This is a genomic window from Flavobacterium psychraerolatum, assembly GCF_025960985.1.
GTDB lineage: Bacteria > Bacteroidota > Bacteroidia > Flavobacteriales > Flavobacteriaceae > Flavobacterium.
Window position 1 is genome coordinate 71,251 of record NZ_JAOQMX010000008.1, and the last position, 26,694, is coordinate 97,944.

The 26,694-nt window shown below is 33.4% G+C and carries 25 protein-coding genes and 2 tRNA genes; 20 read left to right on the forward strand and 7 right to left on the reverse strand.

What is annotated here, in order from left to right; genetic code table 11:
• The first annotated feature begins 6 nt into the window (after positions 1-6).
• From M2326_RS05090 to M2326_RS05120, 7 genes are all read left to right on the forward strand, one after another.
• The gene (locus M2326_RS05090; RefSeq protein WP_264618469.1) at positions 7-477 is read left to right on the forward strand and encodes a PepSY-like domain-containing protein; all 471 of its coding nucleotides are present in this window, start codon (positions 7-9) and stop codon (positions 475-477) included.
• 85 nt (positions 478-562) lie between these two features.
• Positions 563-1,099, forward strand: coding sequence for a DUF1003 domain-containing protein (locus tag M2326_RS05095; protein WP_264618470.1), 537 nt, complete (start codon positions 563-565; stop codon positions 1,097-1,099).
• The gene (locus M2326_RS05100) at positions 1,096-1,770 is read left to right on the forward strand and encodes a response regulator transcription factor (RefSeq protein WP_264618471.1); all 675 of its coding nucleotides are present in this window, start codon (positions 1,096-1,098) and stop codon (positions 1,768-1,770) included. The genes M2326_RS05095 and M2326_RS05100 overlap by 4 nt, the downstream gene beginning before the upstream one ends.
• 51 nt (positions 1,771-1,821) lie before the next feature.
• Entirely contained in the window at positions 1,822-3,153 is a 1,332-nt protein-coding gene (locus M2326_RS05105; protein WP_264618472.1) for a sensor histidine kinase, read from the forward strand.
• A gap of 110 nt (positions 3,154-3,263) precedes the next feature.
• Positions 3,264-3,452, forward strand: a complete 189-nt coding sequence (locus tag M2326_RS05110; protein WP_264618473.1) for a hypothetical protein — start codon at positions 3,264-3,266, stop codon at positions 3,450-3,452.
• A 146-nt stretch (positions 3,453-3,598) separates the two neighbouring features.
• Entirely contained in the window at positions 3,599-4,510 is a 912-nt protein-coding gene (locus tag M2326_RS05115; protein ID WP_264618474.1) for a hypothetical protein, read from the forward strand.
• Positions 4,511-4,706: 196 nt separating this feature from the next.
• On the forward strand, positions 4,707-5,378 hold the full coding sequence (locus tag M2326_RS05120; RefSeq protein ID WP_264618475.1) for a hypothetical protein: 672 nt from the start codon (positions 4,707-4,709) through the stop codon (positions 5,376-5,378).
• A 142-nt stretch (positions 5,379-5,520) separates the two neighbouring features.
• Here M2326_RS05120 and M2326_RS05125 read toward each other — a convergent pair whose 3' ends face one another.
• The 3 genes from M2326_RS05125 to alaS all read right to left on the reverse strand — a co-directional run bounded on the left by M2326_RS05125 (position 5,521) and on the right by alaS (position 9,901).
• Positions 5,521-6,300, reverse strand: a complete 780-nt coding sequence (locus tag M2326_RS05125) for a hypothetical protein (protein WP_264618476.1) — start codon at positions 6,298-6,300, stop codon at positions 5,521-5,523.
• Positions 6,301-6,381: 81 nt separating this feature from the next.
• Positions 6,382-7,233 (reverse strand): hypothetical protein, encoded by an 852-nt coding sequence (locus M2326_RS05130; protein ID WP_264618477.1) that lies wholly within the window; start codon positions 7,231-7,233, stop codon positions 6,382-6,384.
• Between the two features lie 4 nt (positions 7,234-7,237).
• Positions 7,238-9,901, reverse strand: a complete 2,664-nt coding sequence (gene alaS, locus M2326_RS05135; protein ID WP_264618478.1) for an alanine--tRNA ligase — start codon at positions 9,899-9,901, stop codon at positions 7,238-7,240.
• Positions 9,902-10,292: 391 nt separating this feature from the next.
• On the opposite strand from alaS, the gene M2326_RS05140 reads away from it, so the two are divergent.
• The 7 genes from M2326_RS05140 (at position 10,293) to M2326_RS05170 (ending at position 16,548) form a co-directional block, all read left to right on the forward strand.
• On the forward strand, positions 10,293-11,270 hold the full coding sequence (locus tag M2326_RS05140) for a M23 family metallopeptidase (protein WP_264618479.1): 978 nt from the start codon (positions 10,293-10,295) through the stop codon (positions 11,268-11,270).
• 113 nt (positions 11,271-11,383) lie between these two features.
• Entirely contained in the window at positions 11,384-11,716 is a 333-nt protein-coding gene (locus M2326_RS05145; protein ID WP_264618480.1) for a MerR family transcriptional regulator, read from the forward strand.
• A gap of 116 nt (positions 11,717-11,832) precedes the next feature.
• On the forward strand, positions 11,833-12,426 hold the full coding sequence (locus M2326_RS05150) for a LemA family protein (protein WP_264618481.1): 594 nt from the start codon (positions 11,833-11,835) through the stop codon (positions 12,424-12,426).
• Between the two features lie 43 nt (positions 12,427-12,469).
• Positions 12,470-12,907, forward strand: a complete 438-nt coding sequence (locus M2326_RS05155) for a TPM domain-containing protein (protein ID WP_108739087.1) — start codon at positions 12,470-12,472, stop codon at positions 12,905-12,907.
• Positions 12,908-12,909: 2 nt separating this feature from the next.
• On the forward strand, positions 12,910-13,755 hold the full coding sequence (locus M2326_RS05160) for a TPM domain-containing protein (protein WP_264618482.1): 846 nt from the start codon (positions 12,910-12,912) through the stop codon (positions 13,753-13,755).
• 808 nt (positions 13,756-14,563) lie between these two features.
• On the forward strand, positions 14,564-14,977 hold the full coding sequence (locus M2326_RS05165; RefSeq protein ID WP_264618483.1) for an RrF2 family transcriptional regulator: 414 nt from the start codon (positions 14,564-14,566) through the stop codon (positions 14,975-14,977).
• 146 nt (positions 14,978-15,123) lie between these two features.
• Complete coding sequence (locus M2326_RS05170) at positions 15,124-16,548, forward strand: alginate export family protein (protein WP_264618484.1); 1,425 nt, start codon at positions 15,124-15,126, stop codon at positions 16,546-16,548.
• A gap of 164 nt (positions 16,549-16,712) precedes the next feature.
• Here M2326_RS05170 and M2326_RS05175 read toward each other — a convergent pair whose 3' ends face one another.
• Both M2326_RS05175 and der read right to left on the reverse strand, forming a co-directional pair.
• Positions 16,713-19,478: an outer membrane beta-barrel protein gene (locus tag M2326_RS05175; RefSeq protein ID WP_264618485.1), complete on the reverse strand. Its 2,766-nt coding sequence runs from the start codon at positions 19,476-19,478 to the stop codon at positions 16,713-16,715.
• A gap of 130 nt (positions 19,479-19,608) precedes the next feature.
• Positions 19,609-20,916 carry a ribosome biogenesis GTPase Der gene (der, locus tag M2326_RS05180; protein ID WP_264618486.1) on the reverse strand — a complete coding sequence of 436 codons (1,308 nt, stop codon included), beginning with the start codon at positions 20,914-20,916 and terminating at the stop codon, positions 19,609-19,611.
• 106 nt (positions 20,917-21,022) lie between these two features.
• Between der and M2326_RS05185 the strand changes: the two genes are divergently transcribed.
• Positions 21,023-21,520, forward strand: a complete 498-nt coding sequence (locus M2326_RS05185; protein WP_264618487.1) for a hypothetical protein — start codon at positions 21,023-21,025, stop codon at positions 21,518-21,520.
• Positions 21,521-21,726: 206 nt separating this feature from the next.
• On the opposite strand, the gene era is transcribed toward M2326_RS05185, so the two are convergent.
• Positions 21,727-22,611, reverse strand: coding sequence for a GTPase Era (era, locus tag M2326_RS05190; protein ID WP_264618488.1), 885 nt, complete (start codon positions 22,609-22,611; stop codon positions 21,727-21,729).
• Between the two features lie 253 nt (positions 22,612-22,864).
• Between era and M2326_RS05195 the strand changes: the two genes are divergently transcribed.
• A tRNA-Met gene (locus M2326_RS05195) sits at positions 22,865-22,937 on the forward strand.
• A gap of 26 nt (positions 22,938-22,963) precedes the next feature.
• Positions 22,964-23,036, forward strand: a tRNA-Met gene (locus M2326_RS05200).
• A gap of 349 nt (positions 23,037-23,385) precedes the next feature.
• Here M2326_RS05200 and M2326_RS05205 read toward each other — a convergent pair.
• Positions 23,386-23,805, reverse strand: coding sequence for a winged helix-turn-helix transcriptional regulator (locus tag M2326_RS05205; protein WP_264618489.1), 420 nt, complete (start codon positions 23,803-23,805; stop codon positions 23,386-23,388).
• Positions 23,806-23,894: 89 nt separating this feature from the next.
• Here M2326_RS05205 and M2326_RS05210 point away from each other — a divergent pair, with 89 nt between their 5' ends.
• The 3 genes from M2326_RS05210 (at position 23,895) to M2326_RS05220 (ending at position 26,273) form a co-directional block, all read left to right on the forward strand.
• Positions 23,895-24,587, forward strand: a complete 693-nt coding sequence (locus tag M2326_RS05210; RefSeq protein WP_264618490.1) for a hypothetical protein — start codon at positions 23,895-23,897, stop codon at positions 24,585-24,587.
• Between the two features lie 8 nt (positions 24,588-24,595).
• Complete coding sequence (locus M2326_RS05215) at positions 24,596-25,396, forward strand: hypothetical protein (protein WP_264618491.1); 801 nt, start codon at positions 24,596-24,598, stop codon at positions 25,394-25,396.
• A 100-nt stretch (positions 25,397-25,496) separates the two neighbouring features.
• A complete protein-coding gene (locus M2326_RS05220; RefSeq protein ID WP_264618492.1) occupies positions 25,497-26,273 on the forward strand; it encodes a hypothetical protein in 777 nt (258 codons plus the stop codon).
• The last annotated feature ends 421 nt before the right edge of the window (positions 26,274-26,694 follow it).

Consider the following 26,694-nt stretch of genomic DNA (forward strand, 5'->3'; position numbering starts at 1 on the left):
ACAATCATGAAAAAAATAACTCTAATTCTTACTTTATTAAATGTAGTTTTTGCAATAGGTCAAGTTCAAAAAACAAATTTGCAACAATTTGAACTGCCAATTGAAGTTAGAACTGCTTTTGAACAAACGTACCCTATCAAAGATGTACTTTGGACTTCTGATTATGAAGGTGATTATGCACAGCAGTTATCTTACATTGCAAAGTTCAAAGTAGAAAATGCAGAAATTGCTGCTCATTACAATCAAGATGGAATCTTAAAATTAATTGAAGAATCCGTTCCTTTAAATAATTTAAAACCTGATATTTCAAAATATATTTCAGACCACTATGGCACCTTTAAAATCAAAGAAGCGGTAAAAATTATAGATAGTCAAAATAAAACTACTTATGAAGTTGGAATAACTGACAACACTTATTTCTTTGATCTACAATTTGACGATACTGGTTATTTTTTACAATTACTTGATAAAAATTAGAATCATTGATCCCATAATTTTCAACTAAACTACATTTTGTTTCATAACAAATAGCTTAATTTGAAATTGCTCTGAATGAACAAATATGAAATATTCAACCAAAAATATTCAAGCTACAAAAAAGACTAGAATAGAGAAATTGCAAGAGATAGTAAAAAAGACAGTAGAGGAAGAAACACTAATTACTGAAAACCTAACAAACCCTCCAGAAGAAATTTTAACACGAAGTCAAAAAATATCTGATAAAGTAGCAAGTTTTGGTGGGAGTTGGGCTTTTATAATTTCCTTTTTTGTTATTTTAACCTTCTGGATAGTGTTTAATGTTTTATGCTTTACTAGATTCAGATTTGATCCTTACCCTTTCATCTTAATGAATCTCATATTATCCTGTATTGCAGCTTTACAAGCTCCTGTAATTATGATGAGCCAAAATAGACAAGAGGAAAAAGATAGAAAGAGAAGTGAAAATGATTATCTGATCAATTTAAAATCCGAATTGGAGATAAGAGCCCTACATGACAAAATAGACATTCTCTTAGAAGAACAAATAAAAATACTTTTTGACAGTCAAACAAAACAATTGCGAATATTAGAATCAATTCAAAAAAAATTAAAACCATGAATATTTTATTAGTGGAAGATACCCGAGAATTGGCAGTTGAGATTAATGAATATTTAACTCAAAATGGCTATTTATGCAAAGCTGTATCTACTTGTAGAGATGCTCTAGAAGAGGCACAAGTAAACGATTATGATGCAATTCTTCTTGATTTAGGATTACCCGACGGAAGCGGTTTTGATGTGCTAACAACCATACGAAAAGCAAAACTAAAGATGGCCGTAATTGTCATAACTGCTCGTGGAGAACTAGATGACAAAATTAAAGGTCTAGACCTAGGAGCTGATGATTATCTGACCAAACCATTCGCTCTAGCAGAAATGGGTGCAAGACTCTACGCCGTTATCAGACGTATACATGGTTTTGTTGCCAATGAGTTGGACATACATGGTTTTAAAATTCAATTGCAAGACTACAAAGTAAATTATAATGAAAATCATATTGCTTTGACCAAGAAAGAATTTGACATTTTTCAGTATCTTTCCCTTAATAAAAATAGAGTAGTTACCCGTATGCAATTGACAGAACATGTTTGGGGAGATATATTAGAGCTAAACTCAGATTCTAATTTTATTGATGTTCATGTTCGAAATTTACGCAAAAAGCTGGATAAACATACTGATTTGAAATGGTTTGAAACCGTTAGAAATGTAGGTTATCGTATCAATGTTTAACTTTTTATTAATAATAATGGAGCTGAACAACTACAGACAAAACAAAAACAAATGAAATTAAAGAATAAAATATCTATTGTTAATATACTTCTTGGATTTTTTTTCATACTCATTTTTTGGTTTGCTATCCCCTATATAGTCAAGGAAGTTATTTATAAAAATATCGAAAAAACAAGCATTGAAAAAAGAGAAGTATTCAAAAAAAATATTGACAATAATACCATAGAGAACTCAGACATTAAGGATTTTATAAAACGCAATGACTCCTCGGAGATATTTGCCAATTTCACTACACTTCATAGTGAATTTGTTCAATTATATCAATCCAAGTCTAATGTATTAACACCTGATTATTGGGTAGACGAACAACGAATTCTAGACAATCAAACAATTTTTTTTAGAGTACTATATCATGAATTCAGTTATAAGAAAGTAAACTATATTTTAGAAATCGGTAAGAACATTGACGAAATTGGAGAATTAACAAAAAACTTACACTATTTATTATTGCTGTTTTTTTTGATATCAATCGTAGTCAATCATTTTATACAATCATTATTTGTCAATTATTTTTTAAGACCTTTTAAAAAATTAATCGACACAAAAATTAACAAATCAGACCAACCAGAAGCATTCGATTTTAGTGCAACTGAGTCAAGTACTTCCGAGTTCATCGCATTAGACCAAGGTCTAAATAGCATGATGCACCGAATTCAAAATCAATTTAAGAAAGAGAAACAATTTATAGCTAATGTGTCGCATGAATTACTCACGCCGATTTCAATTTTAAAAAACCGATTTGAAAATTTAATCAATAATCCATCTCTGAATGATGAAGCAGTGGACAAAATTGCTATTTCGTTAAAAAACGTAGATACTTTAAAACGGATTATCAATAATTTACTTCTTATTTCTCGTATCGAAAACAACCAATACTCAAATTTTGAACTAATTAATCTAAAGGAACAACTTACTGAAATAATAAATGATCTAGAAGACCAAATAGGGGATAAAAACATTACAATAATTAACGCACTCGATACAAATTGCACTTTTAAGGGTAACAGAGCACTACTCCATATTTTATTTTATAATATTATTATTAATGCATTAAAATTCACTAAAAGTACAGGAACCATCAAGATCTTTGAAGAACACCAGAATTCTCAATATTCAATTTCTATTCAAGACACTGGGATTGGAATGACTGAGGCGCAAACAAAAATCATTTTTGACCGTTTTATCAAAATTAATTTAGAGCAAGATGGTCAAGGACTTGGACTGGCCATTGTATCCAGTATAGCGCACTTACATAAAATTGAAATTAAAGTAAATGCAGTATTAAATGAAGGCACCACTTTTACCTTTATTTTCCCCAACTAAATTTTATTTATTATAATATATAAAACTTCATTTCACCTTCATTTCACCATTATATCTTTGCCCTAACAAAATAACAAAAGGTTATTTTATTAATTCAAAAATTCAATGTCATGAAAAAATTAATGATCGTAGCAATCTGTATTCTAGGAACTTCAGTAATGGTAAATGCAGAAACAATGTCTACCAATTTGACACATTTAAAAGAAGTAGTGATAACCAATCACACCAAAAAAAAACCCGTTAAAAAAGCAGCAAAAATCAAAAAAGAAAAAAAAACAGCGACTCCTAAAACAACATAATCCTGGGAGAGAGTAACGTTTTATTTTAAAGCTAGTAAAGATATTTACTAGCTTTTCTATTTAAAATCAACTTCATTTTAACTTCATTCATGGGTTGTAATTTTGATATAAAACATAAGATAAATTAATTCCTAAATTTATAAAAAATGAAAACATACTCTTTTAATCTCCACAAAACAACTACTTTCAATGGAGACACGATATTAAAAATTGCACTAATTTTACTTCTGTTCCCAATTGTTTCTGTTGTTGCTCAGAATAACGATATCCCTCAATATAAAGGTGAAAACTTTAGTTTAGAAGGTGCATTGGCATTGTTTAAAAAAGCTAAATCTGTAGAAGAATTCGAAAAAGCAATAAATAGTCAAGATAATCACATCAACAATCTCGACCTTAATAATGATGGTAAAACCGACTACATATCCATAAATGACATCAAGGAAAACAATGCTCATATTTTAGTATTAAGTACTAGTATTGGTAAAAATACAGTACAGGATATTGCAACTATAAATGTAGAAAAATCTGCCGATGACCAAGCAAATGTACAAATTATAGGAGACCCCAATTTATACCCCTCCAATACAATTGTTGAACCATCTGTATACAATGGAGCAATTGCGTCAAGTAATAACACACAAGAGGTGACAAATAACACCAACAATCAAAATACAGTAACGGTAAACAACCAATATTCAAATCAAAACCCCTATAATGTATGGGGATGGCCATTGGTACAAAATATGTACAATCCTTACTATGCAGTTTGGAATTCTCCTTACAACTGGTATAACTTACCATACGGATACAACATGTGGCAACCTATGCTATATTCACAATTTTATGGTAGAGGCAATAATTACCGTTCTTTTTACCACCGTACTCCCATTCTTAGATTAAATTATTCAAGAAATTTATATATGAGAAGACGTGGTAATATAGGTTACACTCAAAATTTTCGAATCCAAAATAATTTTGGAAACAGACATATAAACATGTTTCGAAATAATCATTTCGCTTCAAGATTTTCAGCGTTTAGACATGGTGGACGTAGATAAAATAGGATTATCGCTATGAGGCAGCTACAGCGTCCTGTAATAGGAGTTAAAAATTTCAAATAATGAACTTCCTCATCTATAAAAATTCATTTTAGCTTCATTTAACATCATTACCTTCACTCTATAAATAATACTAACTGGTATTATTTATTACCTCAAAAGTATTTAAATATAAAATTAACTTAATAAAAACAGCATGAAAAATTCAAAAACGATCATTTTTAGCTTCATTCTGCTCTCCACTCTATTTCTTGCAAGCTGTAAACAAAGAGATCATTCCCAGCAAAATGAAAAAATAATAGAAGAAAGTAGTATTAATGATATACCGAATGCCTCTGATACCCATTTTGCACAAGCGATACAAGAATTGGAAGCCAAAAAAATCAAGGAAGCAAACGAACACTTAACAAAAGGAATAGAAGCAATCAAAAAAGAAGGTAAAAATGACGGTGGTCTTTACAAAGTAAATCTAGATAATTCTATTGCAGCACTTGAACAAATTAAAGCGGATCTAAATCAAAATAAAATAGTTTCTGTAAGCACCTTAAAAGAAGTAATAGCCAATGCCGAAATTAATGTAGCACATGATTACTTAGCTTCTTCTGATGTTTATACCATCGTTAATCCAGAAGTGAGAACGAATAATTCTATGCTAAAACGTATGGAAAACAATTTGTCTATTCTAAAAGATAAAGAGAAAGGTAAAATCAAAGGTGAATTAAAACAAGAAAGAGAAAAACTTATCTCCGAAGGTGAAAAACTAGAAAATGACATGAAAGCATTACAAGAAAAAATGAAAGTACATACAAAAAAATTGGATGAGCATATCAAAAAAAATTATCCTGAAAACTATATTGAAATCATTTAAATAAATGTTTTATTTCAGAAAAGAGGCTATTTAAATTTAAAATAGCCTCTTTTAATATCTCATCAGACTTAATTAACTGTTTAGAAGTAAATCTTATTTTTTTAATTAATGATAAATAATCAAACTAGATACTTACCAAAATTTAATAAACATAAACTGTCTTCTCATTAATCGACAGGCCTTTATCAGGAATATTAAACAGTGAATTTTTTTCTACTGGATAATTTGCTGCATCATATTTAAAACTGTTATTATAGAAAGATGCAGATGAAATAATTTGTCCATTATTTTCAAAACTCGTTTCTTCCGTCATGATTAGGTAATTATTAGATGAAATAACTCCTTTATGATCTAATAATTTTTCATATCCCATAATATTATGCAATGGATTGATTTTTAAGTCATATTCGTAACTTACACTAAATTTAGAAATCACACCTACGGCAACATCATCCAAAACATAATCCTCCTTGACTACATTTTTATTATTTAAATAAAGTGTGCCATGGTAAATTTTAGTTTCTACATTTGGAATACTAATATTAAATTTCTCAAAAGAAACAGTTCCATCAGTATTGTAACTATAATTCACAAGATAATCACCCGCTGATTCCACTGACTTCAACTTATCTCCATCATAAGAGTAATTTACTACATTCTTGAGACTAGTTAGTTTATTTGTTGTAGTAATAGCCGTAATCTCACTTGTTACATAGGTGAATTCCTGTATACTTTCTTCATTATCAATACTAACAATTTGATTACCTTGATATTGAAAAGTGGTGATTTTAGTAGTCCCTCCATCTAAGGTTTCTTCAATCTTTTTCAAGTATTTAACCTCGTCATCCACATCACTGGTACACGAAACAAAACACAATAAAACAACCGATAAGTACCAAAAGATTTGCTTTCTTGTTTTCATTTAATGAAATTAAAATTTAATAAATATTGTGGTATTCTTTTAAGTATACTATGAAACCAAGGTCACATAGTCAAGCATTACCTAAAAATATATTCCAGCACCAAATTTGACAAAATCATAGGTTGGGGTACCTATTTTCAAATGTTCATAGCCGAAATTGAATACGCCATTTTTCTTATGGTATTTGGCATCCAGCTCATACGAACTCAGTGATCTTCCATTAATAGCACTCCATTTCGTACTTCCTGAAAAACTTATTTTATTTGTCATAAAATAATTGGCATTCAAACCAGCGGCAACACCAAAGGTATGCACTTCATTCCCGACGTAGCTTACCCCTAGCTTCCATCCAAAATTAAATTTCTCAAAGCGAATGCGGTCATAACAAACAGCAAGATCTGCCAAAAACAAATTATAATTCTTTTGATTTATTGGATCCTTTTCGAATAAATTACGAGCATCGGCTTGAAAATAGAACAATTCAGTTGGTCGTATTTTTGCTTTAAAATGATTCCCATACAACGTATTACTGTTGTATAGGAAAGAATCTTCAAGGTCAATCCTAAAATTGGTTTTACTGTAACGGTCTTTCCCCGAATAATCACCTTCATTGCCCAAAAGATAAGGGTAAGCAGTAAGCGTATTCAGCAAATGCTTTTCATGTTTATAGTCCCCAATAATGCCGTATTTTACTACGCTCCATGCGGTATAATAAAAAACAGCTGTCACAACTTCTACAAAAAGATTATCAATTACTGAATCATCTGGCTTTGCAGAACTCCTACCAGAGCTAACCGTTGTGGTGCCATTGTTATAATGAACACCTTCTTTTTCGGTGAGCTCTTTTTTTGAAGTTTCAATTTTACTCTGCCCCATCATTATATGGATCGAAAGCAAAAAAATTAGTACCGTACTACAATTTCTTACCTTCATTTAGTTATTGTACATATTCGATCACTTTGTCAAGTGCCCCTGCAATACCTGCTACATTTTTTCCTTTTCCAGAAGCAAAGAAGGGTTGTCCTCCTCCATTTCCATCAATTAATTTACCTAATTCTCTAATTATATTTCCAGCGTTTAACGATTTTTCGCTTACTAATTCTTTAGAAATATAACAGTGGATATTTGGCGCATTATCCTCAATCGAAGCCAAAAACACAAAAGAATTTGGTTTTGAACTTCCAATTGCCATGGCTAAATCTTTGGTAGCTCCCATAGACAAATTGACTTGTTTTGCCAAAAAGTTGATTCCGTTTACCTCTTTAAATTCGCTAACCAAATTATTTTTTAAACCGTCAATTTTATCTTTCAGCAATTGCTCCATCTCTTTTTTGATCTTCGCATTTTCTTCTTGCAAAGAAAGTACTGATTTCAAAACATCTTGTGGATTTTTCAATGTCGCTTTAATGTCGCTCAACAATGTTTCTTGCGAAGCATAAAATTGTTTTACCGCATCACTAGTAATCGCTTCGATACGACGAATTCCTGCCGCAACCGCTCCCTCAGAAACGATTTTGAAATTCCAGATATCAGCTGTATTGTTCACGTGGATTCCACCGCACAATTCCATACTGTTTCCAAATTTAATGGCACGTACATTATCTCCATATTTCTCTCCAAACAATGCCATTGCGCCTTCGTCCAAAGCTTGCTGAATCGGAATATTTCTTCTTTCGATCAATGGTAATTGCTCTTGGATTCTTTCGTTTACAAAACCTTCTACTTGTTGCAATTCATCTTCGGTTACTTTTGAAAAGTGCGAAAAGTCAAAACGCAAGTTGTTTGGATTTACCAATGATCCTTTTTGCTCTACGTGCGTACCCAAGATCGTGCGCAATGCTAGGTGCATTAAGTGCGTAGCCGAGTGATTTTTGGCTGACAACCCTCTTAAATCGGTATTTACTTTGGCGATAAAATTAGCATTTACATTTTCTGGCAATTTCTTGGTAAAATGCAAAATCAAGTTATTCTCTTTTTTAGTATCGATGATTTCAATCGTTTCATTTGCCGAAAACAATGTTCCTTTATCACCTACTTGCCCTCCTCCTTCTGGGTAGAAAGGGGTAGCGTCAAGAACGATTTGGTACAATACACCGTCTTTTTTAGAATCTACTTTACGGATACGAGTAATTTTCACTTCGTTCTCCACTTGGTCGTAGCCTACAAAAGTTTCTGTATTCCCTTCGACTAAAATTTTCCAGTCATCGGTAGATACTTCAGATGCAGCACGAGAACGTGATTTTTGCTCTTGCATGGCTTTATCAAAACCTTCGATATCAACAGAAAGTTCATTTTCTCGAGCAATCAATTCAGTTAAATCAAGTGGGAAACCGTAAGTATCGTAAAGTTCGAATGCAAGCTTTCCGCTAATTAATTTTTCAGGATGAGCTCCTTCTTCACTTAAACTTTGAATTAATCCGATATGATAGTAAATTTTACTAAGTCCATTTTCAATTGTTCTCAAGAAAGAAGCTTCTTCCTCACGAATTACATTGGTAACCAAAGTTTGTTGCTTTTTGATTTCTGGGAAAAACTCACCCATTTGATCTGCCAAAACAGCCACCAATTCAAAAATAAATGGCTCTTTGGTATCCAAGAAGGTGAATCCGTAACGAATCGCTCTACGCAAAATTCGACGAATCACATAACCTGCTCCCGTGTTGGATGGCAACTGCCCATCAGCAATAGCAAAGGCTACTGCACGCACGTGATCCACAATCACACGAATAGCGATATTGGTTTTATTTTGTTCTTCAGAAACGTTTTTGATCTCGTTTGAAGTATATTTCAATCCTGTAATTTGTTCCACCTTAGTTATAAGCGGTGTAAAAACATCGGTATCATAGTTAGACGTTACGTCTTGCATTGCCATACACAAACGCTCAAATCCCATTCCGGTATCTACGTGTTGTGCAGGTAATTTTTCTAATGAACCATCGGCTTTCCGGTTGAATTCCATAAATACGTTATTCCAAATTTCCACTACTTGCGGATGATCGGCGTTAACTAAACTAAAACCAGAAACGGCAGCTCGCTCTTCATCGGTACGTAAATCGATATGAATTTCAGAACAAGGTCCGCATGGTCCTTGGTCTCCCATTTCCCAAAAGTTATCTTTTTTATTTCCTAAAATAATTCGGTCTTCGGGAACAAATTGTTTCCAAATATCAAAAGCATCTTGATCGAAAGGTACATTCTCAGCTTCATTTCCTTCGAAAACAGAAACATACAAACGGTCTTTGTCTAATTTTAAAACATCCGTCAGGAATTCCCAAGCCCAAGGCAAAGCTTCTTTTTTGAAATAATCACCAAAAGACCAGTTTCCAAGCATTTCGAACATGGTGTGGTGGTAGGTATCAAATCCTACATCTTCAAGGTCATTGTGTTTTCCTGATACACGAAGACATTTTTGAGTATCGGTAATACGATTACTTTTGGGTGTGGCATTCCCTAAAAAATATTCTTTGAACTGTGCCATACCTGAGTTGTTGAACATCAAGGTAGGATCGTCTTTTAGAACAATAGGAGCCGAAGGAACAATAAGGTGTCCTTTACTTTCAAAGAATTGTAGATACGCTTTGCGAATGTCTTGTGATTTCATTTTTATGTTTTTTACTACTCAGAAACTTTATTTACCATAAATCTGCCGGTAGACAGGGGCGCAAAAGCACAAAGTTTTTATTTTATTACCACTTGGGCAGTATTAATTTTAATTTTAATCGAATGTTGTTCTGAGCACCATTTCATGCCCCAGATGGTAGTGGAAAGCTTCGAGAATGGGGACTCTATTTTTTTCTTGAAGCGGCAGAGCGACCGAAGGAAGCTCCTGCGGGTTCACTAGAAAAAAAGAGTACCTATCGAGAACTTGCAACGAACAGCTGGATCAGGCCCTAAATATTATTATTCCGAAAAAAGGACTGTTACAAATGAAACATTTATTAAATTTGTTCAACTAACCCTTTTGGACGTGCAAAAATAGGGTATTTTAAAATATGGCGAAAGTAAAATACTATTACGATTCTGAAAATCTAGCTTATCGAAAGATTAAAACCAAAAAAAGACACAAATTTGCTTATTTAGTGCTATTTTTGGTCGCTTCGTCGTTGTTTGGTTTTATCTGTTTCGTCATATTATTGAACAGCCCTTATTTTGATACCCCAAAAGACAGACTCCTTTCTCGTCAAATTGAGAATTTAAAACTAAATTATGAGGTTTTGGATAAGCGAATCGAAGAGCTTTCGACTGTTACCGCTGCGATTGAGGATCGAGATAATAATTTGTACCGTACTTATTTTAATATTTCGCCGATTGAAACCGAAGAACGAAAATCCGGAATAATAGATCCTAATCACTATGCCGAATTACAAGGGTACGACAATACAAAACTAGTAGCGACGACGACTGAAAAAGTAGATATTCTGGCGAAACAATTGGTAATTCAATCCAAATCATTGGATGCTATTTTAAAATTGGCGAAAGAAAAAAACAAACTTTTGTCAGCTATCCCTGCCATTCAGCCAGTACGAAATGAAAATTTAAAACGAATGGCATCTGGATTTGGATACCGTACTGACCCGTTTACAAAAGCTCGAAAAAGGCACGAGGGCATGGATTTCACAGCTCAAACGGGGACTCCAATATATGCTACGGGTGACGGAACGGTGACACAAGCAGATGCCAATGCATCCGGTTACGGGAATCATGTGGTGATTAGGCATGGTTATGGATACGAGACTTTGTACGCTCACATGAGTAAATACAACTGCCGAGCAGGACAACGTGTCAAACGAGGTGATGTAATTGGTTTTGTAGGGAGTACCGGAAGATCGGAAGCACCACATTTGCATTATGAAGTTCATAAAGATGACCAAGTCGTGAATCCATTGAATTTTTATTATGGTAATATCTCTGCAGTGGAATATGTGGCAATTTCACAAATTGCAAATCAGGAGAATCAATCTTTGGATTAAGGATTTTACAACTTATTAACGATTGTTGATTAACAATTTTTGATTTAGCAATCAAAACTGATTTTTGAAATTGACATTTGATTTTTGAACAAAATAATTATTAAAAAAAGAATATGCACATAGAGCTTTCTAAAGATAAAAGATATTTTAGCATTGGCGAAATCGCTAAGGCTTTTAATGTGAATGCATCATTGATTCGGTTTTGGGATAGTGAATTTGACATTTTAAAACCTAAGAAAAATGCCAAAGGAAATAGAATGTTTACACCCGAGGATGTCACCAACTTGCAATTGATCTATCATTTGGTAAAAGAAAGAGGTTTTACGCTCGAAGGTGCTAAAACACATTTGAAGGAAGGCCAAAAGAAAACACTCGATAAATTTGATATTATTCGAAAACTGGAAGGAATAAAAACTCAGTTGACGAATATCAAAAATGAGCTTTAACAAGAATCAAAGATCAAAATTAAATCACAATCGATTATATCAAGTTGATCGTAGTCGAGATTCAATAAAATAAGTAAAACAAATAATAAATAACTAACATTTAATTAAATAGAAACATGGATTTTAAAAAATTTTTACCTTGGATTATTGTTGCAGTAGTCGTATTTGCAGGTTACAGTTGGATTAAAGGAATTAACAATACTGCAGTGACTTTGGGTCAAGATGTAGAACAATCTTGGGGAGATGTACAAACGGCTTACCAACGTCGTAATGATCTTATTGGGAACTTAGTGAACACAGTAAAAGGTGCTGCTGATTTTGAAAAAAGCACATTGACAGCTGTTATTGAGGCTCGTGCAAAAGCAACACAAACAACTATCGATCCTACAAACATTACACCAGAGCAATTGGCCGCATTTAATTCTGCTCAATCTGGAGTAAGTAGCTCTTTGTCTCGTTTATTGGTAACTGTAGAAAAATATCCTGACTTGAAAGCAAATGAAAACTTCTTGAAATTACAGGATGAATTGGCAAGTACTGAAAATCAAATTTTGACGGCTCGTACTCGTTTTAACGAAGCTGCTAAACCTTATAATGTACATATCAAAACTTTCCCAAATTCATTATTTGCAGGTATGTTTGGTTTCAAAGAAAAAGCTTATTTCAACGCTGTTGAAGGTGCTGATAAACCGGTAGAAGTAAAATTCTAATTTCCCCCTAATCCCCGAAGGGGGAATAAATAATTGAAAACATATGTCAAAAGTTGAAGATTTTTTAACCTCAGAAGAAGAAAATGCTATCGTAGCAGCTATTCAAACCGCAGAATTAAATACTTCGGGAGAGATTCGTGTACATATCGAAGACACAACTGATCTTGATCATTACGATCGTGCCTTGGCTGTTTTCAAATTGCTAGGAATGGACAAAACCCAACAAAAAAATGGTGTTTTAATTTACCTTGCCGTTAGTGATAAAAACTTTGTAATCTTAGGTGACGAAGGAATAAACGATATTGTTCCCGATGATTTTTGGGATAATACTAAAGATATCATGGTAGCACAATTTAAAACTGGCAACTTCAAACAAGGATTGATTGACGGAATTTTGAGTGCTGGTCAAGAATTAAAAAAGCACTTTCCTTACACTAGCGACGACATCAACGAGTTGTCTAACGAAATTTCAAAAGGATAACAATGCAAAAATTAACTTTGGAAAAGCAAAACATAAACAACAAAATTCAATTTTCGACTATAAATTGGAACGTAACCATTGCGCTCCTTTTTTTATTGAACAGTAGTTTTCTATTTGCCCAATTTACGATTCCCGAAATCCCAAAAATGCAAACTTCGGTATATGACTACGCCAATGTGTTGAGTAGTTCCGAAAAAGCACAACTGGAAGAAAAACTCGTACACTATGCTGATAGTACTACAACCCAAATAGTCATTGTTACTATTGAAAGTTTAAAAGGAGAAGATATTGGAATTCTAACCCCAAAATGGGCACAGCAATGGGGAATTGGTGGAACCAAAAAAGATGACAATGGTGTTTTAATTTTGTTGGCTAAAGCTGAAAGAAAAATATGGATTTCACCTGGATACGGTCTCGAAGACCGATTGACAGCTGGAATTGGTGGTGAAATTACCAGAAATATTATCATTCCTGAATTTAAAGCAGGTAGCTACTACAATGGACTAGACAAAGGTACCGATGCTATTATTGATGTTTTTAAAGGAAAATACAAAGGCCAACGCAAACAAGCTGAAAGTCAAGATTTCCCTATTCTACCTTTTATTATCATTATTGTGATTATCATAATTCTTGCCTCCAAGAATAAAGGTGGCGGTAGTGGCGGGAACTCTGGCAATCGTGGTGGCGGACCTAGCCTGCTCGATGCTATTATCCTAAGTAATTTGGGACGTGGCGGCGGTGGCTTTGGTGGCGGATCATCGGGTGGTGGTTTCGGCGGTGGCGGCGGCTTCGGTGGTGGATTTGGCGGCGGAGGTTTCTCTGGCGGTGGATCTGGCGGAAGTTGGTAAAGAAACATAATAAACCTCAATTTTCTTCAAAAATAATTAAGTGAAGAATAATTACAAGCCATAATATAATAACTGAAAGAGGCTGTCCGAAAAGGTCAGCCTCTTTCAGTTTAAATAAATACGGTCTTTATTGGATGTTTAAATCTTTAAATCCTGTAACAGATCAAATACATGATCTGATACGATTTCTACTGACATTGGTGTTTCAATCTTGAAATTTCGTTTACCTGTACAAAGAACTACCTTAATCAAATGGTATGATTTAAAGTATCTAATTCTTTTTTCACAATAGCTTAGCAATTTTGCGAGTAGATTAGATTTATAAATAAAACATACTAACAAAGTCAAGCCACCATGCAAAAGGTAAGAATACCTAAGGCTGCATAAAAAATACTATTTTATTAAAAATAGAGTTGTTATAAAAATCGAAAAATCAAATATTTTTTTGATTCGCGTTATTGTACTGAAAGTTCTGATCCTCGGAAATTTCAATTTTTAGGTAGGGTAGGTCTCCTGACTTGTCTCCATTTTGAACTGCCATCCTACATTTCAATAAAAACAGTAAGATTTCACTACTTTCTTTTATACTGACCAAACGCTAAATACTAAACAAAAAAAGAATCAATTTTCAAATCTAAAACTACTTTTCAAAATAGAATTGTCTCCTTCTAAGCTTCCCTTCTGCCTCATAATATACAATTGCGTAACATCAACATAGAAACAATAACGAATTAACTTGCGTCTTTTATAAAATTTTTTATCTTTAACTTAAAATTTCTCAAACCATAGTAGAGACCACCTTTAGAATATGCTTTCACAAAAAACCAAATACGCTCTCAAAGCATTGCTCTATCTAGCGCAACAAGATGTAGATCAAATCTCTAAGACTACGGATATTGCCGAAGCCGCTAATATTCCGAAAAAGTTTTTGGAGCAGATATTATTGGATTTAAAACGCGGCCATTTTGTAGGCAGTAAGCAAGGAAAGTATGGTGGTTATTATCTCTTAAAATCTGGCAATGAAATTACTCTTGCAGATATTCACCGCCTATTTGATGGTGCCATTGCTTTGTTACCTTGTGCTTCGCTTAACTTTTACGAACGTTGTTCTGACTGTACTGATGAAGCCGAATGCCTGCTGCGACACGGTTTAATGACCATTCGTGACGAAACCCTAAAAGCCATGAAAAATATCACTATTGCCTCATTAGTCCACAAATAAAAAAATATATTTTAAATTCGACTAATTACATAGGATTTATATATATTTGTATCTGTAAATACAAAAAAATATTTTCTTCGAAATAAAAGAAATCATAATACTGAGACAAACAACTGATACAACAACCTCAACTGACACTTTACCCAATGGTCATTAAAAAAAGTTACCTACTCGTTTTTACTTTATTAATTTTCGGCAATTCATTTGCTCAAAATTCAGAAGATCTATTGAATTTATTAGTCCAACGTAAAATCATTAAAAAATCAGAAGCTGATTCTCTTCGTACTATGTACACTGCTAAGCAAGCTGACAAAGTAAAAGAAAAAACACTACTTGTAGATTTACAAATGAAAAATAGGGTAGAATACCGAAATGGCTATGGAAATATCCCAGCAGATTATAGTGCGGCAAGCACTTTTGTCAATCAAAGGAGTCGCCTTACCATGGATTATAAACAGGATGATCTCTTCAATGCAGTAGTATCACTTCAGGACGCAAGAGTTTGGGGATCACACGACCCCAAAGGCTTAAACGGAACTATTCAACTATTTGAAGGTTATGTTGAACCCAGCATCACGCCCAGCCTGTCTGTTCGCATAGGACGTCAACGTATTGTTTATGATAACCAACGTTTATTTGCAGAAAATGATTGGAGGGTAAATGCTACTAGCCATGATGCAATCAACTTTCGATACCACAAAAAGAACTTGAATAGCGAACTGGTTGGCGCATACAATCAAACTTCAGAACGTAATTTCGGTACGGATTTTACACCTGCAGAATTGAGTATTACCCCAACTAGTAGCACCGCCTCAACATGGACCAACTACAAAGTATTAGCCGTAAATTATCTAAAATATGACTTTAATCAAGCGGTTGCAATAACAACCATAATTGCTGCCGATGCTTATCAAGACGCGATAATCAAAGAACAAAATTACTGGCGTTTTACTTATGGTGGCCGATTGGAATTTAAATATAAAAATTGGTATGCTACTACTAATAGCTATTTACAAACAGGACGAAACAATACTGGTAAAACAATAAATGCATGGTACATTCAGCCAGAAGTTAAATATAACGTTGTTAATCATTACTCAATACGATTAGGAGCAGAACTCCTGAGCGGAACCAAAGGACAGAGTGGATCTGTAGACCATAGTTTCACCCCATTATATGGAGTCGCACATCGCTTTAATGGTTTTATGGATTTATTTACCAAATTCCCATCTGATATCAGTAATGTCGGATTAGTAAATCCTTATTTATTTATCAATAAAAATTTAGGTTCTAAAATTGATCTAAGTTCTCAAAATCATTTGTTTTATACTCAGCGTAATTTTATAACAAATACAAATCAAGCATTAACCAAATTCATGGGGTACGAGCACGATCTTGTAGTCGCATACAAACCCAACGCGTATACCAACATAGAAACAGGTTTCTCTGTTACCTTTCCAACAGAAACATTGACTACCTTAAAAAAAACAGGCAACCCAGACCGCATAGCTACTTGGGCCTATGTTCAAGTAAAATTTACACCTAGAATTTTCAAAAGCAATTTTAATTAGATCAATAGTTCGAAGAAGAAAAAAAACGATTGAAGAAAAAAAGTCCCAATTTCTTGGGACTTTTTCAATACAATACTTTACTCAATAATAAAGTCATAAACCAAAATGACTCTATTCGTATTGTATTTAAACAACTAACCAATTATATTTTAAAACTTTTTTTACTACATGTCCCCACTTTCATTACTGCGACGACCCGATTTTTTGGACTCTGATGGAGTCATACCTCCAAAGTTTTTAATTTTATAAATCAAAGAAAACATAGCATAGCGTTTCAAAACCGTATTTTCCTCATCACGTATTGACGTATCGGTAATAGATCTAGTGTATCCTTGATTTTGATTTAAGAGATCAAAGACTTTCATTCTTGCAGTCAATGTTTTATCCAAAAAGGTATAGCCCAAACTCATATTCCATAATTTATAATCATTTCGATAGCCATTTCCAGAATTAGAATTATAGCTGTATCCAAAATCATTACTCAAAACCCATTTTTTACCAAAATAATTAGTTGCTCTCAAATTCAATTTATGAATAACATTAGATCGTTTAGCAATCGAGTAATTTTTATAATTAGATTCTACATAAGAAAGGTTATAAGATGGAGACACCGACAACAACTCCCCATAGTTATAAGAAAAATAAGCTCTAGGACTTACAGATAAAATTTTAGCATCATAAAATACATTATTAACAAATCCTTTATCAAAAGAATAATCTGTTTTAAAAGCCATCCCGTAGCGGTAACTATTTCCTTCTATTTTTTTATACTTGTTCCAATTTGCTCCCATACTAGATTTGTAAATATTGTTGATATTAATAAAAGTAGTAGAACTTGTACCATCTGTAGCATATACTTTTGTCGAAATAATATCACTATCAATAATATCTGTCTTCATAAAAAAGCTATATCCAGAACGTTTTTTCATATTATAATTTCTGAAATTAAAATTAAAACTGTGCTTTTTAATAGGCTCCAAATCTGGATTCCCCACTACTGTATTAACAGGGCTACTTATATCGGTCACCGGAAGCAATTGATAAGCAGTTGGCAAGTTTACACGATAATCATACTTTAGCAAAGCATAATTAGATCGATCTACTTTGTACTTAATCTGGGTATGCCATTCTGGTATAAAATAATTTGTTTTTAAATTGGTAGTATTGCCCAAATACAAAGATGTGTTGTCATACTGAATTACCGACGTATTATTTTTTATATTAAAGGAAAAAACTTTATCATCATAGAAAAAGCCCATTTTGGGAGAAATTACCCGTTGATTGGATGCGATATAACTAGACTGTGCATCATTAAAAACAGTATACAAATTGGTTGTTGTGTCAAAATTATATGTTTTTTCATCTGTAATACGATTATCTGATTTGTAATCTGCCCCCACACGCAATCGAATCACAGTGGAGATAGGCTCTGTGTATTCCAACTGAGCATAATAAAGATCTTTTACTACCGAATTATCATTCATCTGATTACGCAATCGAACATTACCACTTGTAAATGATTTTGTAGAATTGTTATTGTATCCCAGCAGATCATTTTTGGAATTGCTATTGGTTAATGAAAAACTTAGGTTTCGAGAACGTTTAGCAAATCTTTTATTAAAGGTTAATTCATTATCAAAACTTAGCAAATCTGTATTTCTTGATGATGTACCACTATTCTCATTTAACAAAGCTCCCGATTCATCACTGGAAATACTCGAAGATGCACCATTGTTCTTAAAATTTGATTTGCGAAGCCTAGGCTCAAATACAACTTGAGTTGTTTCCGAGGGCTTATATTCGATTTCAAAATTAACCCTATGATTGGTGTTTTCAGTTTTTGCATCACTGTCAGATACAGTAGTAATATTTCCGGTAGGTAAGAATCGCGTTTGAGTCGATTTTTTAGTATTTGTATTTGCACTACTATTAAAAGAATAATCGCCAGTAGTTTCTAACTGGTCAGACCATTCGTTAAAATAACTAAGACCCGCCAAATTAGTTGTTGTAATTCCTTTTCTCGAAATGGTAGCGCCCACATCGCCATTCGAATTCCCCTTATCTTCACCAAAGGCTTCATCGATCGAAAATCCAGATAAATTAATATTATTAGTCGACCCAACAGTGCTTATACGTTGCTTCTTATCAAATTGATTGACCAAAAAACTACCTTCATACCGATCATCTGTACCATAACCACCTAAGAATTTTCCAAAATAACCTTTATTCTTTTTTTCGTCAATAGTTAAATTCACACTCAAAAAATCAGAGGCAGCATCATCACCAGACAATTCTTCACTTTTAGTTTTAAAATCAGACACCTGAATTTTATTAATTATATCTGCAGGTAAATTTTGTAAAGCAACAGCACCATCTTTCCCAAAAAAAGCTTTACCATTTACCAAAATCTGACTCACTTCTTTTCCGTTGACCGTAATTTTGCCCTCATCATCAATTACAAACCCAGGTAATTCTTTTAAAACTGCATCAACATTATCATCAGGACGCACCTTAAATGAGGAGGCATTGTACTCCAATGTATCTTGCTTTACAATCATTGGCGGGGCTGAAGCCATAATCACTACATCTTTCAAAACATTTTCGGTGCTAAACAAATAAATAGTTCCTAAATCTTTATTCTCAGTGACTCCACCCAACTCATCTTTATATTTCTCATGACCTACATAGGACACATTCAAAAAAACAGGGTTATCGTATTTTTTCAATCTAATCTTAAACATCCCTGCATTGTCCGTTGTAGTGGTCCCCAACTTTAAAGAATCTTTCACCACAGAAAAGTATACATTCGCAGCCTCCAAAGGTTGTTGTGTATTAATATCCAACACTTGCCCCTGAATAAAATAACTTTCCTGAGCAGAAACAAAAAAGGAAACGAATAAGAATAGTAATAAAAAATGATTTTTCAACATGGTAATTTTTGGTTTGGTAGTATTTCATTTTAGGACTTCCAAACCACAGAAAGGTTTAATCTAATTGCAAAAAAATACCCCGAAAAAGCAAATTGCTCTTTCGGGGTAGTGAATAAAACGGTGTTTTATTCTATTTTTCTCTAATATAAATATCAATTGGCACACCTGAGAAATCCCAGTTGTCTCTAATTTTATTTTCTAGGTAACGCTTGTAAGGCTCTTTAACATATTGCGGTAAGTTGGCAAAAAACACAAACTGAGGTGTCTTAGTTGGTAACTGCATACAATACTTAATTTTCACATACTTCCCTTTTGTAGCTGGGGGCGGATACGCTTCAATAATTTTCAACATATAATCGTTGAATTTTGAAGTGGGAATACGTTGTTGTCTACTTTCAAATACTTTTACAGTAGCTTCCAATGCTTTTAACAAACGTTGCTTTGTCAATGCCGAAACAAAAAGGATAGGCACATCTGTAAATGGCATTAATTGCTCTCTAATTTGTTCTTCATAGTCACGAGTTGTCATCGTTTCTTTTTCGACCAAATCCCATTTGTTAACCAAAATTACAACACCTTTACGATTTTTCTCTGCCAACCAAAAAATACTTTGATCCTGGCCTTCAAATCCACGAGTTGCATCAATAATCAAAATACATATATCGGCATGCTCAATCGCACGTACAGAACGCATCACCGAATAAAACTCCAAATCTTCTTTCACCTTAGCTTTACGACGAATTCCCGCAGTATCTACCAAGTTAAATTCAAATCCAAAACGGTCAAACTTTGTATCAATTGAATCACGAGTTGTTCCTGCAATATCAGTAACAATATATCTATCTTTTCCAATCAATGAATTGATAAAACTAGATTTTCCCGCATTTGGACGTCCTACAACTGCAAAACGTGGCAAATCAGAAGTTTCTTCAACTTCTGGTTTCTCTGGAAAAGCTTTAATCAAAGCATCCAACAAATCTCCAGTTCCACTTCCAGAAATACTTGCAAATGTGTAATACTCACCCAATCCTAGGTTGTAAAACTCAATTGCATCTTTCTCACGCATGGCATTATCAACCTTATTAACGGCCAATAACACAGGTTTTTTAACCTTACGAAGTAATTTTGCTACAGTATCATCCATAGGCGTAATTCCTTCCTCAACATCAACGACAAAAATAATTACATCTGCTTCGTCAATCGCCAATTCTACTTGCTTGCGAATTTCTCCTTCAAACACGTCATCAGAACCACGTACATATCCACCTGTATCAATCACAGAAAATTCTTTCCCGTTCCACTCGCTTTTACCATAGTTTCTATCACGGGTAACTCCCGAAACAGAATCTACAATAGCTTCTCTTCTTTGTATCAGCCTATTAAAAAGGGTTGATTTCCCCACATTAGGTCTTCCTACTATCGCAACAATGTTATTCATAATCTATTTTTCAAATATTCGACAAAGGTAGTGTTTAAAAGCTTGCATTTCATTTTTTTTGATATATTAGCAGTATCACAGACAATTAGCCTTAAACCAACTTATTATGGAAGTCGATAATGAAGTTAGACTCTTGTTACGTTTTCACAAAAATGTACCTCAAAAAACCAGTGTGCTATTATCCAAATTCATAGCATTTAGTAAAACAAAACAAGAGCATTATTATGCAAAAATAAGCGGAAATCATATTTGGCTCCACATTATAGGACCGGAAAAAAAATATTTTTCCCCTCACTTACATTTAGAACTAGAAACTCCATCTGAAAATGAAACACATATCCGCGGTTTATTTGGTCCCGACCAAACCCTATGGACCTTCTTTATGTTTCTACATTTTATAATCGCAGGAATATTTCTCGTTTTCTGCGGTATACTTTACTCCAATTATGTTTTAAAAAATGCACTTACACTTGATTTTACACTCCTAGGATTGATGGTCATTGCCTGGTTTTCACTATACTTCATTGCACGCCAAATCAGACATAGCGGTAACGACCAAATGAATGCGCTCGAAAAAGTATTCTTAGAAATTCTAGAATCATAAAAATAATTGGCCAATGCAGTATTACATCACAACTCTCGATCAAAGAAACTATTACAAACCCTCTCAAACAAAGCAAACCCAAGACTGCTCTCTAGACTAAAGACTGTTAAAACAGATTAATAATCATAAAAAAAGTCAGTAGTAGAAACAAATTCTAGTACTGACTTTTTTTTATTTAATAAATCGCTAAAAACCACGAACTTAAATTAATTTTGGTTGTATCCAAAACGTTTCAACATATTAGCATTACTTCTCCAATTTTTATTCACCTTCACATACAATTCGATATGAATTTGTTTTCCAAAGAATTTCTCTAAATCTTCACGTGACTCCACTCCTACTTTTTTCAAAGCAGCACCTTTGTGACCAATGATAATCCCTTTTTGAGTTTCACGTTCTACCATAATAAGCGAACGGATACGAATAATAGTGTCCGTTTCATTAAATTCCTCTGTAACAATTTCAACTGCATATGGAATTTCTTTACTATAGTTCAATAAGATTTTTTCACGAATAGTTTCGTTTACAAAAAATCGTTCTGGTTTATCAGTTAATTGATCTTTTGGATAATAGGCTGGTGATTCAGGCAATAATTCCAAAATTCGACCAAAAACTTCAGGTACATTAAAATTCTTCAAAGCAGATATTGGAAAAATCTCAGCATTTGGCACTTTTTCAGCCCAAAAAGCAACTTGTTCTTCCAATTGTTCTTGATTTGAATTATCAATTTTATTCAACAATAACAATACAGGGATTTTAGCATGAATGATTTTATTAAAAAAAGCTTCATCCTTTAAGTTCTGTTCCCCAATCTCTACCATATATATTAAGATATCAGCATCTTCAAAAGCAGATTTCACAAAGTTCATCATCGACTCCTGCATTTCGTAAGCTGGTTTGATAATTCCAGGGGTATCCGAAAGTATCAACTGAAAGTCCTCTCCATTTACAATTCCTAATATTCTATGTCTAGTCGTTTGTGCTTTTGAGGTGATAATAGATAACCTTTCCCCAACAAACGCATTCATTAACGTTGACTTCCCTACATTAGGATTCCCTATAATATTTACAAAACCTGCCTTGTGTGCCATTTACTTAATTTTTTTTAATGCTGCAAAGGTAGTCATATCAAGTCAATAGATGAAATAAAACATTTTTTAAAATTAATGTATTGTTAATCTAGAAATTATATATATCTTTGCACCCGAAACAACGAGGAAATGCAGTAGCAACCTCACTGAATCACATTCCTTAAAAAGAAAACAAGTTCTGAAAACATTTTGTGTACTATTAATAAACAAAGCTAGCCTAGTTGAGTTTAAAAAGCACAAGTTCAAAATATATCGCGGGATAGAGCAGTAGGCAGCTCGTCGGGCTCATAACCCGAAGGTCACTGGTTCGAGTCCAGTTCCCGCTACTAAGTTTATTAAATTTACCGTATATCGCGGGATAGAGCAGTAGGCAGCTCGTCGGGCTCATAACCCGAAGGTCACTGGTTCGAGTCCAGTTCCCGCTACTAAGAAAGCTTCATAGAAATATGAAGCTTTTTTTATATATTTATATTTCATAATATAAAAAACCTTGGCTGAATTTGTTGTCTACATTCTATATTCCCAAAAATTCAACAAAAATTATACTGAATTTACATCCAACCTTATTAAGCATTTTAAATCTCATAACGACATAGGATCCAAAGGCCACACATTGAAATTAAGACCACGGTCAGTAATTCATGTTGAATAATGGACAAACATTATGGAAACACTAATTTCTGAATCCTTACTATATGCTCTACCTCTCCTGCATCCCAGTAATCACTACTGTTTTTGATTTAACCCAAACCTCAGCAATAACCTGAGAACACTTTAACATAGAGCAGTCACCATAGCACTATAACCATCCTGGATTGATTTTATAATATCCGACTTGTCTAAATTTAGTCCGTCTATATTATCAATGGTAGTGAACTCGCGCATATTATCAGTTCCCCACAAACTGAATTCAACAATAATTGGCGTCAAACTTATGCCTTTTGGGGTCAACAAATAAATATTCTCTTTCTTATTCTCAGGAAGTTTTATCTTGAATATTAGCTTATAGGTTTCTAATAATTTTAGTCGGGCAGATAAAATACTCGGTGCAATTTTCTCATCAGAATCTGATATTTCTTTGAACGTCTTTTTGTGTTTGACGAGCATATCTCTGATGATTAACAAAGACCATTTATCGCCTACAACATCAAGTGTAGAAGAGATTGGACAGCCTGAACGAAATTCTTTTTCCATATTTTTTAAAATTATTACTATTGATTCGATAGTAATTGTTATTTTTGCTTTCGATTCGATAGCAAAAATACAAAATTTAAACAACAAATATGTTAGCAGGACATTTCACAACAGCATTAATAGCGAAGCAAAAGTATCCAAAAGGAGCTTTATTATATTTTTTAATCCTATCACAATTGCAGGATTTACTCTGGTTTACCTTTCATTATCTGGGATTAGAAACCACTACACCAAGTGATGCCTTTGATGCCACATTAAGCAATATGGCGGTTGATATGTTGTATAGTCACGATTTGGCACCACTATTGTTTTGGTTGGCTATCGTTTTCATCATAGGGAAATTAGTATTCAAAAGCACCCAAATAGGAATAGTCAGTATGTTTCTAATCGGAATTCATTTTATTTTGGATTTCTTCTCTGGTCATATGCATCATGTATTTGGCGCAGGCACTACTGAGGCAGGACTTGGTTTGTACGCCGCTTCTCCATACATCGCGATTTTAATAGAAGCCATTTTTAGTGCTGTTGCACTCTGGTATTTCTTTACTGAAGAAACGAAAAAAGGCATTACACGAACTGCTACCAACAAAATAGCGATTATTGCTGTTTTCGGCTACGGAATGATCTTCATGTTACTTATCGCCACACGTTCTTTTAGAGAATTGTTGGGTATTCCAGAATTTGATTTGGGTTTTAATACCAATATGCCAACCTTAATTTTGACGTATGCTGCAATGCTTTACTGTTTGAATTATTTTGTGCCGAGATTCAAAATTGCCTAAACAACCACATGATGATAGAAGGATTTATAGGTTTAATAAAAGAATTAAAAGTGCGTAACGACGCCTTGTTTTACTTTGGTTTGTTCTGCTTACTACTTTCAGTAATTTGTATTGTATTAACAAAAACAACAGCAACACAAATTCACGGAGTAAATGCTTGGTTCAAACCTTTCAAATTTGCAGTCTCATTGGGATTGTACTCTTGGACTATGGCTTGGTACTGCCATTATCTATCTGATTTTAATACTTCCCCTTTTAACTGGACAGTCATTATATTGTTTGGTTTTGAACTGCTGTATATTATTTTTCAAGCATCAAAGGGGCAATTATCTCATTACAATAGTAGCACACCAACCTATTCGCTGCTGTACTCACTAATGGGTTTAGTGGCCGCAGTGGTTACCTTGTATACTGCTTATATTGGATTGCTGTTTTTCACGCAGTCTTTCCCAAATTTACCATCCTATTATGTTTGGTCCATTCGTTTAGGAATTTTAATTTTTGTGGTTTTTTCATTCGAAGGAGGTTTAATGGGGTCGCGCATGAATCACAGTGTCGGTGCAATCAATGATAATTCAAATATGTGGCTCATTGGTTGGAGTAAAACGGTGGGCGATTTGAGAGTTTCTCACTTTATAGGCATGCATGCTTTACAGCTACTTCCACTACTTTCCTTTTATATTTTTAAAAACACCAAAGCAACAATAGTTGTTTCAATTCTATATGGACTTCTTGCAGTATCAACATTAGTTCAGGCGTTAAATGGCAAACCGCTTATTACTGAAAAGAAAATAGAGGAACTGAAATAAAAAGGGCATCAATATTGTATAAAAATAATATCAATTTAGATTAAAACACAAAGCGTTATATAAGCATTTATCAAATTAACAACACAAAATAAATTATACTATGAGACATTTTATAAGTTTAGCCATACTAATTAGCTTCTTTTCCTGTAAAAATTCTGAGAACGAAAATAATAGTACTCGAACAGAAACCGAATTAACTCAAAAAGAGACTAAGTTCGATTCGAAAATAAAAGAGATCAGCGTAGAAGAACAAATGCTAAAACTCAATTCAGAAGTGGAGAATACTATTATCTACTGCGAAAATGATAAGTTCATCATTAAAATCGACAATCTCAAAAATGGAGATTTAAGATACAGTTCGTGGGATAAACCAAAATCAATCGCTACCAAGCCAACCCTTGTCCTCTACGACGGAAAAGTTGAAAAACAAGGAACAAGTGGAGGATACCATTATATATTTAAAAGTGACAACTGGAGTTATATCATAGAAAATAAATTTGTGGGAGAAACTGCAGAAGCAACGGGCGTTTTTCTAAAGTTGATTAATAACGGGAAACAACAGGAATATTCTAAAATGATAAATTTGACTGTCGAAAAAGATTATGATCTGAAGTCTTACTCGAAAAGCAATTTAATTGGAAATTGGTTTACACCACATAGTGCAGTAAGAAAAGTGAGCTTTTTCGATAATGGCACATTTATATTCGATGAGGGAGATGGAAAAAAAATTGAAGGAAAATTTAAATTAATTGAAAAATCAGTAACCCTAGATTTCGATAATGGAACAGTTAAAACATTGAAAATTGGAAGAGGAAGAGAAAATACAAGCTTAACTTTAGTTGGTGAAGGAGAGAATTTTTCTAAAGAAAGAAAATGATAAAAATATTTTACAAAGTAGCGTGTATGTAGCTCGCGGGTTGATCAAAAAGTGTATAAAAGATCTTTGGCCATGTGCGGAATTTAAAAGTGCTGGTATAATTAAAAAGAAAGAAGTTAATTAAAGAAAATTAAGCTTTTATAATACTAACTATTCGTTATAATGCAGAATAAAAAACTGTATTTAAAAAAGTATTATCAATTAAAGCTAAATCACTTTAAATCGTCCCTCTAACCCCCTTAGATTCAATTAATAAATGCAACATTTGGAAGTTGCCGTTTGGATGATTTTTTTTCAGAAAAGAGAAAAGAAAATTAAATCTTTTTCTCTTTTGCTGAATGGTAAATTTTGCCTTACTTGCTCCTCGACCAAAAATTGCAAAGTATGAGCCAAATTACACAAGAGCAAAGATACATAATAG

Coding starts and splice junctions, on each gene's coding strand:
- M2326_RS05205 (WP_264618489.1), bottom strand. CDS start 23,805: ATGGAAAAAGAATTTCGTTCAGGCTGTCCAATCTCTTCTACACTTGAT.
- M2326_RS05165 (WP_264618483.1), top strand. CDS start 14,564: ATGCTTTCACAAAAAACCAAATACGCTCTCAAAGCATTGCTCTATCTA.
- M2326_RS05100 (WP_264618471.1), top strand. CDS start 1,096: ATGAATATTTTATTAGTGGAAGATACCCGAGAATTGGCAGTTGAGATT.
- M2326_RS05095 (WP_264618470.1), top strand. CDS start 563: ATGAAATATTCAACCAAAAATATTCAAGCTACAAAAAAGACTAGAATA.
- M2326_RS05215 (WP_264618491.1), top strand. CDS start 24,596: ATGATGATAGAAGGATTTATAGGTTTAATAAAAGAATTAAAAGTGCGT.
- alaS (WP_264618478.1), bottom strand. CDS start 9,901: ATGAAATCACAAGACATTCGCAAAGCGTATCTACAATTCTTTGAAAGT.
- der (WP_264618486.1), bottom strand. CDS start 20,916: ATGAATAACATTGTTGCGATAGTAGGAAGACCTAATGTGGGGAAATCA.
- M2326_RS05110 (WP_264618473.1), top strand. CDS start 3,264: ATGAAAAAATTAATGATCGTAGCAATCTGTATTCTAGGAACTTCAGTA.
- M2326_RS05145 (WP_264618480.1), top strand. CDS start 11,384: ATGCACATAGAGCTTTCTAAAGATAAAAGATATTTTAGCATTGGCGAA.
- M2326_RS05185 (WP_264618487.1), top strand. CDS start 21,023: ATGGAAGTCGATAATGAAGTTAGACTCTTGTTACGTTTTCACAAAAAT.
- M2326_RS05120 (WP_264618475.1), top strand. CDS start 4,707: ATGAAAAATTCAAAAACGATCATTTTTAGCTTCATTCTGCTCTCCACT.
- M2326_RS05150 (WP_264618481.1), top strand. CDS start 11,833: ATGGATTTTAAAAAATTTTTACCTTGGATTATTGTTGCAGTAGTCGTA.
- M2326_RS05155 (WP_108739087.1), top strand. CDS start 12,470: ATGTCAAAAGTTGAAGATTTTTTAACCTCAGAAGAAGAAAATGCTATC.
- M2326_RS05175 (WP_264618485.1), bottom strand. CDS start 19,478: ATGTTGAAAAATCATTTTTTATTACTATTCTTATTCGTTTCCTTTTTT.
- M2326_RS05130 (WP_264618477.1), bottom strand. CDS start 7,233: ATGAAGGTAAGAAATTGTAGTACGGTACTAATTTTTTTGCTTTCGATC.
- M2326_RS05125 (WP_264618476.1), bottom strand. CDS start 6,300: ATGAAAACAAGAAAGCAAATCTTTTGGTACTTATCGGTTGTTTTATTG.
- M2326_RS05220 (WP_264618492.1), top strand. CDS start 25,497: ATGAGACATTTTATAAGTTTAGCCATACTAATTAGCTTCTTTTCCTGT.
- M2326_RS05160 (WP_264618482.1), top strand. CDS start 12,910: ATGCAAAAATTAACTTTGGAAAAGCAAAACATAAACAACAAAATTCAA.
- era (WP_264618488.1), bottom strand. CDS start 22,611: ATGGCACACAAGGCAGGTTTTGTAAATATTATAGGGAATCCTAATGTA.
- M2326_RS05115 (WP_264618474.1), top strand. CDS start 3,599: ATGAAAACATACTCTTTTAATCTCCACAAAACAACTACTTTCAATGGA.
- M2326_RS05090 (WP_264618469.1), top strand. CDS start 7: ATGAAAAAAATAACTCTAATTCTTACTTTATTAAATGTAGTTTTTGCA.
- M2326_RS05105 (WP_264618472.1), top strand. CDS start 1,822: ATGAAATTAAAGAATAAAATATCTATTGTTAATATACTTCTTGGATTT.
- M2326_RS05170 (WP_264618484.1), top strand. CDS start 15,124: ATGGTCATTAAAAAAAGTTACCTACTCGTTTTTACTTTATTAATTTTC.
- M2326_RS05140 (WP_264618479.1), top strand. CDS start 10,293: ATGGCGAAAGTAAAATACTATTACGATTCTGAAAATCTAGCTTATCGA.
- M2326_RS05210 (WP_264618490.1), top strand. CDS start 23,895: ATGTTAGCAGGACATTTCACAACAGCATTAATAGCGAAGCAAAAGTAT.